At 60.5% G+C, this 13,141-nt stretch carries 13 protein-coding genes and 1 pseudogene; 8 read left to right on the plus strand and 6 right to left on the minus strand.

Features of this window, described 5'->3' with window-relative positions; all coding sequences use genetic code 11:
* Positions 1–153: 153 nt before the first annotated feature.
* Entirely contained in the window at positions 154–357 is a 204-nt protein-coding gene (locus EDF61_RS02600; protein ID WP_041648428.1) for an SDR family oxidoreductase, read from the plus strand.
* 287 nt (positions 358–644) lie between these two features.
* Here EDF61_RS02600 and hxlA read toward each other — a convergent pair whose 3' ends face one another.
* Together hxlA and hxlB are read right to left on the minus strand one after the other, a co-directional pair.
* The gene (hxlA, locus tag EDF61_RS02605) at positions 645–1,268 is read right to left on the minus strand and encodes a 3-hexulose-6-phosphate synthase (protein WP_133833168.1); all 624 of its coding nucleotides are present in this window, start codon (positions 1,266–1,268) and stop codon (positions 645–647) included.
* A 57-nt stretch (positions 1,269–1,325) separates the two neighbouring features.
* The gene (gene hxlB / locus EDF61_RS02610; protein ID WP_208294214.1) at positions 1,326–1,922 is read right to left on the minus strand and encodes a 6-phospho-3-hexuloisomerase; all 597 of its coding nucleotides are present in this window, start codon (positions 1,920–1,922) and stop codon (positions 1,326–1,328) included.
* 161 nt (positions 1,923–2,083) lie between these two features.
* Between hxlB and EDF61_RS02615 the strand changes: the two genes are divergently transcribed.
* The 5 genes and pseudogenes from EDF61_RS02615 to EDF61_RS02630 all read left to right on the plus strand — a co-directional run bounded on the left by EDF61_RS02615 (position 2,084) and on the right by EDF61_RS02630 (position 7,227).
* The gene (locus tag EDF61_RS02615; protein WP_133833169.1) at positions 2,084–3,382 is read left to right on the plus strand and encodes a helix-turn-helix transcriptional regulator; all 1,299 of its coding nucleotides are present in this window, start codon (positions 2,084–2,086) and stop codon (positions 3,380–3,382) included.
* 48 nt (positions 3,383–3,430) lie between these two features.
* Positions 3,431–3,553: pseudogene (locus EDF61_RS19245) on the plus strand (IS110 family transposase); the annotation flags it as partial.
* Positions 3,554–3,665: 112 nt separating this feature from the next.
* Positions 3,666–4,235, plus strand: coding sequence for a YdeI/OmpD-associated family protein (locus EDF61_RS02620; protein ID WP_133833170.1), 570 nt, complete (start codon positions 3,666–3,668; stop codon positions 4,233–4,235).
* Between the two features lie 602 nt (positions 4,236–4,837).
* Positions 4,838–5,560: an NAD(P)-dependent oxidoreductase gene (locus EDF61_RS02625; protein ID WP_166650676.1), complete on the plus strand. Its 723-nt coding sequence runs from the start codon at positions 4,838–4,840 to the stop codon at positions 5,558–5,560.
* Between the two features lie 134 nt (positions 5,561–5,694).
* Positions 5,695–7,227: a deoxyguanosinetriphosphate triphosphohydrolase family protein gene (locus tag EDF61_RS02630; RefSeq protein WP_013348031.1), complete on the plus strand. Its 1,533-nt coding sequence runs from the start codon at positions 5,695–5,697 to the stop codon at positions 7,225–7,227.
* Between the two features lie 73 nt (positions 7,228–7,300).
* On the opposite strand, the gene EDF61_RS02635 is transcribed toward EDF61_RS02630, so the two are convergent.
* Positions 7,301–8,320, minus strand: a complete 1,020-nt coding sequence (locus tag EDF61_RS02635) for an RNase H family protein (protein WP_166650677.1) — start codon at positions 8,318–8,320, stop codon at positions 7,301–7,303.
* Positions 8,321–8,521: 201 nt separating this feature from the next.
* Here EDF61_RS02635 and EDF61_RS02640 point away from each other — a divergent pair, with 201 nt between their 5' ends.
* A complete protein-coding gene (locus tag EDF61_RS02640) occupies positions 8,522–9,007 on the plus strand; it encodes a hypothetical protein (RefSeq protein WP_133833173.1) in 486 nt (161 codons plus the stop codon).
* Positions 9,008–9,022: 15 nt separating this feature from the next.
* Complete coding sequence (locus tag EDF61_RS02645) at positions 9,023–9,517, plus strand: hypothetical protein (RefSeq protein ID WP_208294215.1); 495 nt, start codon at positions 9,023–9,025, stop codon at positions 9,515–9,517.
* A 222-nt stretch (positions 9,518–9,739) separates the two neighbouring features.
* On the opposite strand, the gene EDF61_RS02650 is transcribed toward EDF61_RS02645, so the two are convergent.
* The 3 genes from EDF61_RS02650 to EDF61_RS02660 form a co-directional block, all read right to left on the minus strand.
* Positions 9,740–10,477 carry a type II toxin-antitoxin system RelE family toxin gene (locus EDF61_RS02650; RefSeq protein WP_133833174.1) on the minus strand — a complete coding sequence of 246 codons (738 nt, stop codon included), beginning with the start codon at positions 10,475–10,477 and terminating at the stop codon, positions 9,740–9,742.
* Positions 10,464–10,739 carry a type II toxin-antitoxin system prevent-host-death family antitoxin gene (locus EDF61_RS02655; RefSeq protein WP_102598330.1) on the minus strand — a complete coding sequence of 92 codons (276 nt, stop codon included), beginning with the start codon at positions 10,737–10,739 and terminating at the stop codon, positions 10,464–10,466. The genes EDF61_RS02650 and EDF61_RS02655 overlap by 14 nt, the downstream gene beginning before the upstream one ends.
* A 133-nt stretch (positions 10,740–10,872) precedes the next feature.
* Positions 10,873–13,095 (minus strand): NADP-dependent isocitrate dehydrogenase, encoded by a 2,223-nt coding sequence (locus EDF61_RS02660; protein WP_133833175.1) that lies wholly within the window; start codon positions 13,093–13,095, stop codon positions 10,873–10,875.
* Positions 13,096–13,141: the final 46 nt, after the last annotated feature.

The raw sequence follows: 13,141 nt of genomic DNA on the forward strand, positions 1-13,141 counted from the left end.
CTCAGTGTCCGCTTGCAGGTTTCTTTCCCAGATGCTGGGATCGCTAGTCATAGGTTTTATTGTCCTTGGTGTGCTGGGGATATGGCTAAGTGAGGGGCTTGGTTGCCCCTCACTTAGCCGGTTATTTACTTATCGGGTGTACTGGCCTCCCCTATGGCGCTGACCGACGGCGTCAAGGCCTGGAGCGAGGCCTTCCCTGACCTGTACAAGCAGTCGCTGGCCAAGGTTCCGCTGGGCCGTTTCGGCGATCCGGAAGCCGACGTCGCACCGGTGGTCGCCTTCCTGCTCTCGGATGACGCCAAGTACGTCACCGGCCAAACTCTCATGGCAGATGGTGGAGCTAACAAACTCTATTAGTCCCCGGAACTCATTCCTGCACTCCAGAGGCCGGAATATTGTCCTGGCCTCTGGAGTGCTTTAGCGCCCAATCTCAATGTGCACGATGTCGACTATTGGCTACTCTCGGTGGGGTCGCCAATGGTTCTGACCAGCAGAGCCATTGCCTGGAGCCAGGCTTTCCCAGAACTGTCCGAGCAGTCGTTGGCCAGGGTCCTGCTAACTGGAGTTCCCCGGGACATTGTGGACACTAGGATCGGTGGCCTTGCTCCGTCAGATCACATTCACAACCCCACGGGGAACTGCGTCTAGACCAGTGCGGCCTGCAGTTCCTTGGCTGCCTGCGCCGGGTCGGCGGCGGAGTAGATGGCCCCGCCAGCTACGGCTACCTGCGCGCCGGACTTCTGGACGTTGGCGATCGTGCTGATGCTAACGCCGCCAGCTACCGAGAACGGCACCTGGGATGCCGTGCCAGCGCTCAGCAGCACATCCAGGTCGTAGCCCGGCTGCGCCTGCTCGTCCAGTCCAGCATGGAATTCGACAAACTGGACGCCCAGCGCAGCAACTTCGCGGGCCCGGGCTGGCTTGTCAGCGATGCCGATCAGATCCACGACGATGCCCTTGCCGCGCTCGGTGGCGGCCTTGACCGCGCCGGCGATCGTGGAATTATCGGCGGCCCCGAGGATGGAGACCAGATCCGCGCCAGCGGCGAAAGCGATATCCGCTTCCAGTTCCCCGGCGTCCATGGTCTTCATGTCCGCGAAGACGGTCTTGTCCGGGTGGGCCTGCTTGATGGCGGTGATCACCGACAGCCCCTCTGCCTTGATCAGCGGTGTGCCCAGCTCGATGATGTCCACATACGGGGCGACTTTTCCAGCCAGCTCCAGCGCTTCGGCGGTGCTGAGCAGATCGATGGCAACTTGGATTTTCATGATGTTCCCTTTCAGAGGTTATTGGTGGTGGGTTGGTATTGGCGCCAAAGTGCCGGTCTACTCCAGGTTCGCGTGGCGCTGCCACAGCTGCTGCGCGGTGGCGTCATCCGCGCTCCAGAGCGTGTGGAACACGATTTCGGTGATCAGGAACAGCGCCTGCTCGAACAGGCTGCCGGAGTATTGGCGGGTGATGGACGATCCGTGGTCCGTTTTCCCGGCGGCCGGGACTTCTACGAGAACGTGGGCGGCTGACCCGATGGGGCTGGATGGATCGGTGGTGATGGCCGCGATCTGGGCGCCTGCCCGTTGGGCGGTGCGGACGCTCTGTACCACGCCCGCGGTGGTTCCGGATCCGGAGGCCACGAGCAACAGGTCCCCCTCGCTGATGGCCGGCGTGGTGGCATCCCCGGCGACGTGCACGGCCAGGCCCAGATGCATCAGGCGCATCGCCGCCATGCGCAGGGCCAGCCCGCTGCGTCCGGCGCCGGCGACGAACACCCTCGGCGCAGCGCGCAGCTGCGCTGCGAGCTCGATGACCTGCCGCGGCTTCACGCCCCGCACGGTTGCCTCGATCTCCGAGTGGACCAGGTTCATTGTGTCCAGCACGTCCTGCTGGGATATCGCTTCGGCGAGGGGTTCGGCCATGGTGTTCATGCCATTCCTTTCGACAGCGCCTCCCGGCGGAACGGATAGGCTTTGATGGGCATGAGTCAATTCTCCGGCCAGAAAGGGGTGGCCGCTACGCCATTTACAGGCAGTTGAACCTATCCTTTCGGATAGTGGCTGGTCCCCTGAGCTGCGATACACTGGCCTGCATGAGCATTCTGGACTCCTCTTTCGCCCCTGGCCTGCAAGCTGCCGCACCGGCACCAGGGGTGCTCGAATCGATCGCGCTGCTGGCCACGGCTGCGCTGCCGCAGATCGCCGTTCGCCTGCGTGATGCCTTGGCTCCGGAAATCCGTTGCGCGGCCCTGGCCATTTTCACCGAGGAGTGCACCGATAGGCCCAGGAAGCTTGCCGGCGACCAGCGCATCACGGATCTGGTAGGCATTGCGGAACTGGATCGGATCCGCGGTTCCCATCCCGGTGAGAACCGCTGGAGCGAGCGTGCCGAGATCGGCGGTGCTCCGCGGGAGATTCTCGCCCTGCGCTACCCGCCCAGCAATGCGCTGCTGGTGCTCATCGAGCCCCGCCCCGCCGGTGGCCAGCCCGAGATGATCGGATACCTGTGGAATCTGGCCGCCAACCGGATCCGCGAGAAGGTGGCCGATGCCCCTCCGTCCTATCTGCGCGAATCGCGCGCGGTCTCGGCAGAGCGGGTCCGGGTCACCGGCGAGCTGGTGGAACAGTATGCGACGAGCCTCGATATCCTGCTGGCGACCTTGCGCTCCACGCAATTGGACGATGCGGCCGCGCGCGTTGCCGCCATCGATCTTGCGGCCAAGACCCTGGTTGGGCTCAAGACCGTGGATGACCGCACCAATAGCATCGTGGAGGAACCGGTTGCTTCGGCTTTCACCCGCTTGCGCGATGACCTGCGCCCCTTGACCACTTTGAGCGGCGTGGACCTGCAATTCGTCGAGCCGCCCAAGAACGGCAGGGCATTGCCCGGCGAGGTGGCCCATGCCGCCCGGGCCATCGTGCGCGGACTGGCCCTGGCGATGATGGAGCAGGAAGACATCCAGCGGATCCGGGTGCAGTGGGACTGCGACGGTGAGAATTTGCTGATCAACGTCCGCGACGATGCACGCGGCGGCATCGATCCCTCCGCGGCGGCCATGGACCGCCTCGTGCGGCGCGTGGAGGCATTGAACGGGCTGATCGAGATCGAGGTCATGGGCGGATGGGGCACGGAAGTCTCGGTGAGGCTCCCGCTGGACGCCCCGCCGTCAGACGCGGCGGACATCGCCGAATGGAGCCTGGGCGGCCGGGAATTCGAGGTCCTGCAGCTCCTGGCAGCGGGGCAGCGCAACCGGGCTATTTCGCAGGCGCTGGGGATCAGCGAGAACACGGTGAAATTCCACGTGCGCAATCTCTTCAAGAAGATGGGCGTCAGCTCCCGCGCCCAAGCTGTCGCGCTGGCGCACAGCCATGGGGTGGCCAGCTCCACGTAGCCTGCCGGCATTGATGCTGGGCTTGGCGATGACCAGGCCTGCGGGGACAAACTGGTGCAGGGAAAATGCCGCCATCGAGCCCTCATCGCTATGGCCGGCCGATGGCTGGCCGCGCTCTTCGCCACGATTCGTGACGGGTCATTTCATGATGTTCCGGAGCAGGAAATTGCTCCACGGTCTCCGGCCACGTCCCGCCGTGCTTCGGGCAAGCAATGGCAGGCACCATCCCGACGGCGAGTCCAGGCTCTAGCAACTATGGGCAACGAGGTGCAGGATAGATTCCATGGATCCACAAGATGCTTTGATTCTTCCTGATGCCACCGCTTGGCGCGCTTGGCTCGACGAACACGAAGAAACCAGCGATGGCGTTTGGCTGGTAGTGGCAAAGAAGGGAACGACTTCTCCAACCTCGCTCACTGTCGCACAAGCATTGCCCGAGGCGCTCTGCAGCGGATGGATCGATGCAATCCGCCGCAAGCGCGATGACACGACCTTCCTCCAGCGCTACACTCCCCGCCGGAAGAACTCTGTCTGGTCGCAGAAGAACACTGAATTCGCCCAGGAATTAATTGATCAAGGCCGCATGCGGCCACGAGGCTTCGCGGAAATCCAGAAGGCCAAGGAAGATGGACGGTGGGAGCGTGCTTACCAAGGCCAGGCCACCGCCCAAGTTCCTCCGGATTTGCAAGAAGCGCTGGATCGCTCGACCGTGGCGGCCAAGAACTTTGCGGCCTTGAAATCCCAACCGCGCTATCACATCCTGCATCAGCTGATGATTGCCCGAACGGAGAAAACGAGGACTGCCCGCTTGGCTCGATTCGTTGCAGAACTTGAGCAGGATCCAGAAGGCTGATCCTAGGTCCGGTACGGCACTACGCGGATGGTGCTGCTGAGCGCTAGCTTCTGGAGCGGTAAATCGCTTCGGCAATCATGGCGCCGGCTTGCAAAATGGCTGCCGCGAGAATAAGCAGCGTCGCTGCAGTCGCTCCTCCAAGAATCAGCATGACTACTCCGACAAGGCCCAAGGTCTAGGCAATGAACATTGCTCCTGTAGTCATTCCCAGTCCGGCCTGCCGAGTTTTCTTCACACTCTGAGTCATATTGCCAGTTTAGACGCAGGGCCAAGTTCTCGGAAAAATGATTCCGTGAAATGATCCGCCTTCTAAATCAGGTTGGACGCGGAACTGATCATTTCATCCAGCGCCTTGGTACGGTGGAATTCAAAGCCCGGGCCACCCCGGCAATATCTCATCTCACGATTGGATTCATAGTTTGCGTGTATTAGTTCCGTGGCAGAGCTTGGTCGACAGCATGCAGATTCCCGGGGTCGAACCCGTCTTGTGGAATATCAACGATGGCGAGCCTCCAGCGGCTGATGTGCTCGTTACCGAGCGACCGCTGGATCCATCGCACCGAATGAGGGTGGGCAGAATTGCTGGATTGAAGCACGTCCATTTGCTATCCATCGGCTACGAATGGGTGCTGGACCATTTGCCCGGGGATGTGGCGCTCTCAAACTCCAAGGGCGCAGTTGAAGACTCAACTGCGGAGCATTGCCTGGCATTGATTCTTGCTTCACTGCGCGAACTTCCCAGGGCTCATCAGCTCCAGAAGGAAGAATCCTGGTCGCGGCTTTGGACCTCATCACTGCAAGGATCGAATGTTGTAGTACTTGGCGTTGGAGGCGTGGGCACAGCCATCATCGAACGACTCAAGCCATTCAAGCCTGCAAAGATCACGGGAGTTGCCAGCACAGCGCGCACCATCAACGGCGGGATCGACGTTGTCTCCATTGAAAACGTGCATCAGCTATTGCCCTCAGCGGAAATAGTCATCTGCGCCTTGCCCCATACGCCCCAAACCCAAGGACTGATTGGCAAGGAGTTCATGGATCGGATGCGCGACGGTGCTCTATTGGTCAATGTTGGGCGAGGACCAATCATTGCCACGGCAGCTCTGATTAAAGAGCTGGAGACCGGGCGACTGCGTGCTGCATTGGACGTTACCGACCCAGAACCGCTGCCGGTTGGCCACGCGCTGTGGAACGCCCCGGGATGCATCATCACCCCGCATATGGCTGGTAATACAGGACAGTTCATGGAATTGGTTTCAGAACTAGCAACTCGACAGGTTCAGTTGCTTTCTTCGGGTCAGACACCACTGAATCTCGTTCGTTGATCTTATTGCCCTCATTAGGCGCCTTATTTCAGTAGGAACCCGCGGATAGGATTGGTGGTAGAGGCAGTTCCGCTATAGAACTCGCATGACAATCCCGTGGTATCTCGCGGCCTTTCGCCTAGGCTAGTCATACGATGGAAACTAGAGCACAGACACATCAGACCGGCGGCCGCGACCGCGCTATCGTCGAGCGGAATCGCACCGGTGAGGATGAGTTCCGCATTGATATTGAGCGCATCCGCTTCTCCCCATATTTCTCCCGCTTGTCCTCGGTGACGCAGGTGATTCCCCAGGCTGGTTCAGGGACCCTGGTCCATAACCGGTTGACCCATTCGCTTAAGGTCTCCGCGGTGGCGCGTTCCATTGCCATCAGCCTCCGGCGTAGTGACGAACCTACTAGGCGACTTATCTCCGACTTGGGAGGGTGCGACCCGGTAGTCGTGCAAGCAGCGGCAGCGGCCCACGATCTAGGCCACCCTCCCTTCGGGCATCTGGGAGAGCAGGAACTCGACCGGGTTGCCCGCGATACTCTGGGGCTTCCTGATGGTTTCGAAGGCAATGCACAGACCTTCCGGATCCTCACCGCCCTGGACAGCTGCGATGCCACACCGCGCGGCATGAACCTGACCCGCGCGGTTCGCGCGGCTGTGCTCAAATATCCCTGGACGCGCAATGAATGGCGCAGCCAGGCCCCGGTCGCCCCGGAGCTGCTCCCCCGCGGCGTCGGCGCGAATCCGGCTGCTGGCGCCATGAAGTATTCGGCCTACGATATCGAGGCCGAGGAAATGGACGATGTCCTGTCGGTCTTCCCAGGCATCGGAAAATACCAGCAGACGCTGGAAAGCTCGGTTATGGATATCGCAGACGATATCGCTTACGCGGTTCATGACCTCGATGATTTCTATCGAGCTGGCATTTTGCAATACACCAGCGTCTCCGCTGAACTGCGGGCGTGGCTGGACAACTCCGTCCGCTTCCAAGCCCTGAAGGCTCCGGAACTGGACCAACGGCAACCGGGCCATGCGCTGGAAATTACGTGGCGCCATGTCCTGGCCAAGGATCCCTGGATTGCCAAATCTGAAGCATTCCGCGCCTCGGTGCAACGGGTCGGCCATGACCTCGTCGATGGCTTGCTCGCAGTTCCCTACGACGGCGGCCTGCAGGCAGACCGTGCGGTTACCGCCTTCACCCGGCGATGGATTGACCGATTGCAGGAATCCATCACCGTTGAACGCACGCCTAACGTGCGCAGCGGCCATATCCGCTTGAGCGATGAAGCGTGGCATGACGTCGTGGTACTCAAGTTTGTCCATTCCCGCTTCGTCTTGGACCGTTCAGATCTGGCGGTATACCAGCGCGGGCAAACGCGAATTATCCGTTCCCTGGCAGAAGGCTTCAACACCTGGCTCAACGATCCGGAGGATGCAGGGCGTGCACCGCGACGGTTGCTGGACTCGGTGGAAGCCACCACCGAGGAATACCGCCAGCTGCGCGAGAGCACCCCAGAGCTGTTCTCGCAGTCCGGCCCGCATGAAATCCAGCGGCTGGGCCAGGCCCGGGCCATCGTTGATTACATTGCTTCCTTCACCGATGCCCAAGCCGTCTCGTTGAATTCGCTGCTAACCGGCACCTCGGACAATCTCTGGGAGGCCGGCCGCGGGCTGTAGCGGCCGGGTGCTGCACCGAGCTGGCGGGGTAGCTCACCTGCTCATGGGCCCCGGCCGCAGGCCGCGGCATGTTTCATGCCGCGAGTGCCTGCTGGGACAGTTCCTCGCGCACAATCTGGGTCATCATCGACTGTGTCAGTTGCGGATTGATCCGGGCGCTGAAATGCCGCGACATCAGGATGGCCATCCGGTTGGCCGCTTCGTTGTGCCGATTTCCATCGTGTCCGCGAACCCAGTGGGCGCGGGTGCGCCCGGTACGAAGTTCTAGACTCTCGCGCAGCTCATGATGGACTTTCACAGTGCGCCGCCGTCCTTGCACAAGATCATTGACCGCTTTCACCAGGGCACGGCTGTCGCTGAAAATAGTCAGGTCCGAATCGAGCGGGGCGTGGGTCAGCGTCAGCAGGGCGCCTGTGGTTTCTGCCAGCAGGGTGTCCTGGACGTAGTGCTTCGGCGAAATTGCGCAGGCCCAATGTCCTTGCGAGGTCACCATCGCTCCAGCGCCGCGGAACTTCCTGTTCCGCGGCACCGAACCGTCTGTATAGGCTATGACTGAAGGCTTCGCCGTGTAGTCCTGTACCAGCGGGGCCAGCGCTTGGCTATTGGCCTCGTTGGCAACGCCCAGATCCAGCCCGAATTGCCACGACGGATTGAGGCAGAAAACGGGATTCATCGATAATTCTGCCATTCCGAGGTCGTCATAGTCCGGGACCAACAGGTCGATCGATGACGGCTGCGAAATCTTGGAGGTACCGGAGAACTCCGCAATAGCCTGCAGGATGGCCTGGTCCAATTCCCCGTTGACAGCAGTACCCGTGAGAGTCAGCAATGGACGGTTCACGAAATCGCACAGTGTCAGCGCAAAATAGAAGTGGAGACCATGCGCGCTTCGCTGGGCGAGGTGCTTTTCCTCGACAATCCGCTCCGCAAATGGAACGTACTGCTGCTTCTTCCCGTGGGCATCTCGAATGAACGCTGAACGTTCGAGAACGGCGATCAGCCGTGAAGGCTGCGGCTGCCGCTGTGCGCCGGCCAATCTCCGCACACCATCCGGTTCGAGCGCAACGGGCATCTGCGGACGTGGAACTGACACCAGCATTGAGATTCCTCCTGCCTGTTTTGGTGATGTCAGGCGATACTATCGACTGGCACCTACGATTTAGCCCCGGGCCGAGTGTTCTGGTGCGGGCACCTGGGCGAGCTCGGTCTCGCGCCCGCCCGATACCCAGGCTGAAATGTCGGTGCGCCATGGCATGATCGTGGTAACGACATCACCCCCACGGCAAGGAGCACAGTGGACACGCAACTTCCCCTCAGAATCATGGAAGCAGTCGGCCTGCTTCACCGGCTGGGCTACCTCGGGCTGCGGATCCTGCCCGGCATCAATGCCTCGGGCACCGCGTGGCGGATCGTCATCCACAACGTCACCGAATGGAACCCCGAGGACAAATTCGGCGACCCGTTCAATTCTGAGGAATCCTGCGTCTACAGCACCGCCGGGGCCAATGTCTTCAACCACGACGTGCAGATGCCCGAGGATGTCAGCCGGGTCAGCGTCGCAGAAGCAATCCTCGAAGCCATGCCCTCATTACAACGCAGCACCCCGGGCGAGACCGGAAACCTGGACTACGTGCGCTGGTACGCTCAGCTGCTCTCGCAGGTCACCCGACTCGACGAATTGCCGGTGGCGTATGCAGACTACTTCGATGATTCCGAGGGGTGGGAACTCGGGTGGGGCAGCCACCGCCGCTTCCCGGCACCGCCGACCTATCGTCCGTAACCCGCAGTATCCCCGGTGCCGGCCAAACCGGAAAAGCGCGATGAGCACTATGTGCTGGCGCTGTGCTCCGACACATTGGGCCTGCCGTGCATCGGTCAGCAATCCTTTGACTGGCTGCGGGGCGACCCGTCTCTGAAGAACGGCAAACGCAAGACGTTGCCGATTGATGGCTATTTCGAGGAGCTGGGCCTGGTGGTGGAGTACCACGAGCGGCAGCATTCGGAAGCTGTCCCGTTCTTCGACAGCAAGGTGACTTCCACCGCCATGCTCCGCGGCCCGCAGCGCTCGCTCTACGATGCCCGCAAGGCGGCGTTGATTCCGCAACACGGGATGGCGCTGCTGGTCATCGACTACCGCGACTTCGCGAACAAGGAAGGCAAAATCGTGCACGATCCGGCGCGGGACCGACAGATCGTGGCGGCGTTACTGGCCCGGACCGCGCAATGCACCGAACATGGTGTCGTCACGAACTTCCCGGTGCCGCTGGCGGAAACGCCAGCAGAACCGTGAAACAGGTTATTTACTGGATCCTTTCACCAAAACGATTCCTTGAGGATTTCACCGCTCAGGTCGAACTTCCGATTTGGCATGAACTGACCAACGAGACATTTTATCTGCCGTATTAAATTCATTGATCGCCGCTCTTTGTCATGAGTGGCGATCAATTGCTTCGATTCGATGATCAAGTTCCGAATGCTAAAGGACCCAGGATGCGGATAAGTTTGGTTCAGGTTACCTGTGTCCGCGATGGGCACCAGCATGCCCCTTCACACGAATGCACGGTGTTTTCAGCTTGGGCATGATTGCCCCGCATCTGGGCTCGCGCCTACTCGCCAAGATGCGGTCTGGTCGAGTGCTTGTTGCGATGCGCCCAAGAGCTGCGGCAATGGCAGCTTCGTGGTTCACTTCGCCGTTTACCCATGCCGCTGACATGGCAACGACAATTTCGTCCTTCGACAGTATTCTGGCGAAGTCCTCGTCGAGCGCCCCTGCAGCAACAGCCGATTTAATGAGCCCTTCAGGAGCCGGTTCCTCCTTATAGTCCCAATCTTCCAAACCGACACGTGCCTTGGTGTCATCGATCAGCGTCAGCGCATCCCAGATCTGGGTTTGTTCTGCTTCGCTGAGTTTGCCGGATTGAATCAGGTCGTGCGCGTAAACATACACCTCATCGTCACGTCGATGACCGATTGTTATGACTTCAATCAGGCCAACGCCTTCACGCACGCTCACCCTATATATGATGCGGAACTCTCTTTGCGCCGCCTCAACCGTGTTGAAGCCGACCAAGTTTGTCTTGTTCTGATTTGAAAGAGGGTGCTTGCCCTGTGGAGCAGCGAACAGCGAAACGATCGTGTCCATCACGTTTTCCCGCTGCGGGGCTACAACGTTTTCGATCAGCCAGTCAATGCTTTCTTCGGTGAATACAACTTCAGCTTGCTGTTGTGGTAGCTCATCAATCGGAGGCAAGGAGCTTCTCCCGAGCCTGATCCGTCGTCAACATTGCCGAACGGTCAGCGACGAGGTTGGCCGCCATGCTCAGCACCTTCAACTCAACTTCGCGTAGAAGCCGGCGCTGTTCATCACGTTCGGCAGCGCTCATGACAACTGCAACAGGCTTTCCGTGGCTCGTCAAAGTCACCGGGCGTTCCTGAGCCTGAGTCGTAATGAATCCTATTCCCTTGCGTGCTGCCACAGTAGAAGAGATTCTTAGAGGATGAGTCGTTGCCATGACACCATGTTAGCAATAAATACATATTAATACATAGAGAATCAACAATGGTGTTATTTGACTCATAGCAGATTAACGCCGCCGGCCCCAATCCTCGATGAGGATTGGGGCCGGCGGACTGGGATCTAAGGGACTACTTGGTCAGCAGTTCAAGAGTCTTGTTCAGCGTCGCGCTTGGACGCATTACAGCGGCGGTCTTGGCTTCGTCTGGTCGGTAGTAACCAGCGATATCCACGGCCTGGCCCTGTACGGCAGCCAGCTCGGAAACGATGGCTTCCTCATTCTCGTCCAGTGCCTTGGCAACGGCGGAGAAGGCTTGCGCAAGCTGAGTGTCCTTGTCCTGCTTGGCCAATTCTTCAGCCCAGAACTTGGCCAGGTAGAAGTGGCTGCCGCGGTTGTCCAACTCGCCAACCTTGCGCTTAGGCGACTTGTCTTCCAGCAGGAAGGTGCCGGTTGCTGCATCCAAGGTGTCGGCCAGAACCTGGGCCCGGGCGTTGTCGTTGTTCACTGCCAGGTGCTCGAAAGAAGCACCCAGGGCCATGAACTCGCCCAGCGAATCCCAGCGCAGGTGGTTTTCGTTCACCAGCTGCTGCACGTGCTTCGGAGCCGAACCGCCGGCGCCGGTCTCGAACAGGCCGCCGCCAGCCAGCAGCGGAACGATCGAGAGCATCTTGGCCGAGGTGCCCAGTTCCAGGATCGGGAACAGGTCGGTCAGGTAGTCGCGCAGCACGTTGCCGGTCACCGAGATGGTGTCCTCGCCCTTGCGGATGCGGTCGATGGAGTACTGGGTCGCCTCGACCGGGGACAGGATTTCGATGGTCAGGCCATCGGTGTCGTGTTCCTTCAGGTATTCGTTGACCTTGGTGATCAGCACGGCGTCGTGGGCGCGCTTCTCATCGAGCCAGAACACTGCAGGGGTGGCCGAAGCGCGAGCGCGGTTCACGGCCAGCTTGACCCAGTCGCGAATGGCAACGTCCTTGGTCTGGCAGGCACGCCAGATGTCGCCGGCGAAGACCTGGTGCTCGATGAGCACGGTGTCGTTCTCGTCAACGATCTGCACGTGGCCGTTGGCAGCCAGCTCGAAAGTCTTGTCGTGCGAGCCGTATTCCTCGGCCTTCTGGGCCATCAGGCCGACGTTCGGCACGGTGCCCATGGTGGTCGGGTCGTAGGCGCCGTTGGCACGGCAGTCGTCGATGACCACCTGGTAGATGCCTGCGTAGGAGGAATCCGGCAGAACGGCCAGGGTGTCTGCGGTATCGCCCTTGGCATCCCACATCTTGCCGCCCAGGCGGATCATTGCCGGCATGGAAGCATCAACGATGACATCCGATGGGACGTGCAGGTTGGTGATGCCCTTGTCGGAATCGACCATGGCAACTGCCGGGCCTTCTTCCAGGCCCTTGGCGATCAGCTTCTCGACGCCGGCGCGAACCTCGTCGGAGAGTTCGTCCAGGCCGCCGAGGATGGCAGCCAGGCCGTTGTTCGGGTTCAGGCCGGCTGCTGCCAGCTCGTCGCCGTAGGTTTCAAACAGCTCGGAGAAGTAGGCCTTCACCACGTGGCCGAAAATGATCGGGTCGGAGACCTTCATCATGGTGGCCTTCAGGTGAGCCGAGAACAGCACGCCCTCTTCCTTGGCGCGGGCCACGGAGTTCTTCAGGAACTCGGACAGGGCCGCGGCGTGCATGACGGTGCCGTCGATGACTTCGCCGGCCAGCACGTCGAAAGGCTTCTTCAGGACCTTGACTTCGCCGTCTTCGCCGACGAAGCGGATCGAGATCTTCTTGTCCGCGTCGATGACTACGGACTTCTCGTTGGCCGCGAAGTCGTCAACGCCCATGGTGGCCACGTTGGTCTTCGAATCAGCGGCCCACTCGCCCATGGAGTGCGGGTACTTGCGGGCGTAGTTCTTCACGCTCAGTGGTGCACGGCGGTCCGAGTTGCCCTCGCGCAGGACCGGGTTCACAGCCGAACCCTTGATCTTGTCGTAGCGCGCGCGGACGTCGGTCTCTTCATCCGAGGTCGGGTTATCCGGGTAGTCAGGCAGCGCGTAGCCGGCAGCCTGCAGCTCGGCGATGGCAGCCTTCAGCTGCGGGATCGAAGCCGAGATGTTCGGCAGCTTGATGATGTTTGCATCCGGGGTCTTGGCCAGGTCGCCAAGTTCTGCCAGAGCATCACCGATGCGCTGCTCTTCGGTGACATAATCCGGGAAGGTAGCGATGATGCGACCAGCCAGCGAGATGTCGCGGGTCTCCAGTTCCACACCGGCGGTCGAGGCGAAGGCCTCCACGATTGGCAGGAACGAGTGGGTCGCCAGCATAGGCGCTTCGTCGGTGTGGGTGTAAATAATCTTTGCCATAGGTGTGGCGTCTCCCTGAACGTCGTGCGGAAGCGGTGTTACCGCC

It is taken from the genome of Arthrobacter sp. JUb115, from assembly GCF_004365035.1.
In the GTDB taxonomy this organism is placed as follows: domain Bacteria; phylum Actinomycetota; class Actinomycetes; order Actinomycetales; family Micrococcaceae; genus Glutamicibacter.

Bases quoted from the DNA above. Each gene is read 5' to 3' on its own strand.
- EDF61_RS02600 (WP_041648428.1), top strand. From the start codon at position 154: ATGGCGCTGACCGACGGCGTCAAGGCCTGGAGCGAGGCCTTCCCTGAC.
- hxlA (WP_133833168.1), bottom strand. From the start codon at position 1,268: ATGAAAATCCAAGTTGCCATCGATCTGCTCAGCACCGCCGAAGCGCTG.
- hxlB (WP_208294214.1), bottom strand. From the start codon at position 1,922: ATGAACACCATGGCCGAACCCCTCGCCGAAGCGATATCCCAGCAGGAC.
- EDF61_RS02615 (WP_133833169.1), top strand. From the start codon at position 2,084: ATGAGCATTCTGGACTCCTCTTTCGCCCCTGGCCTGCAAGCTGCCGCA.
- EDF61_RS02620 (WP_133833170.1), top strand. From the start codon at position 3,666: ATGGATCCACAAGATGCTTTGATTCTTCCTGATGCCACCGCTTGGCGC.
- EDF61_RS02630 (WP_013348031.1), top strand. From the start codon at position 5,695: ATGGAAACTAGAGCACAGACACATCAGACCGGCGGCCGCGACCGCGCT.
- EDF61_RS02655 (WP_102598330.1), bottom strand. From the start codon at position 10,739: ATGGCAACGACTCATCCTCTAAGAATCTCTTCTACTGTGGCAGCACGC.
- EDF61_RS02660 (WP_133833175.1), bottom strand. From the start codon at position 13,095: ATGGCAAAGATTATTTACACCCACACCGACGAAGCGCCTATGCTGGCG.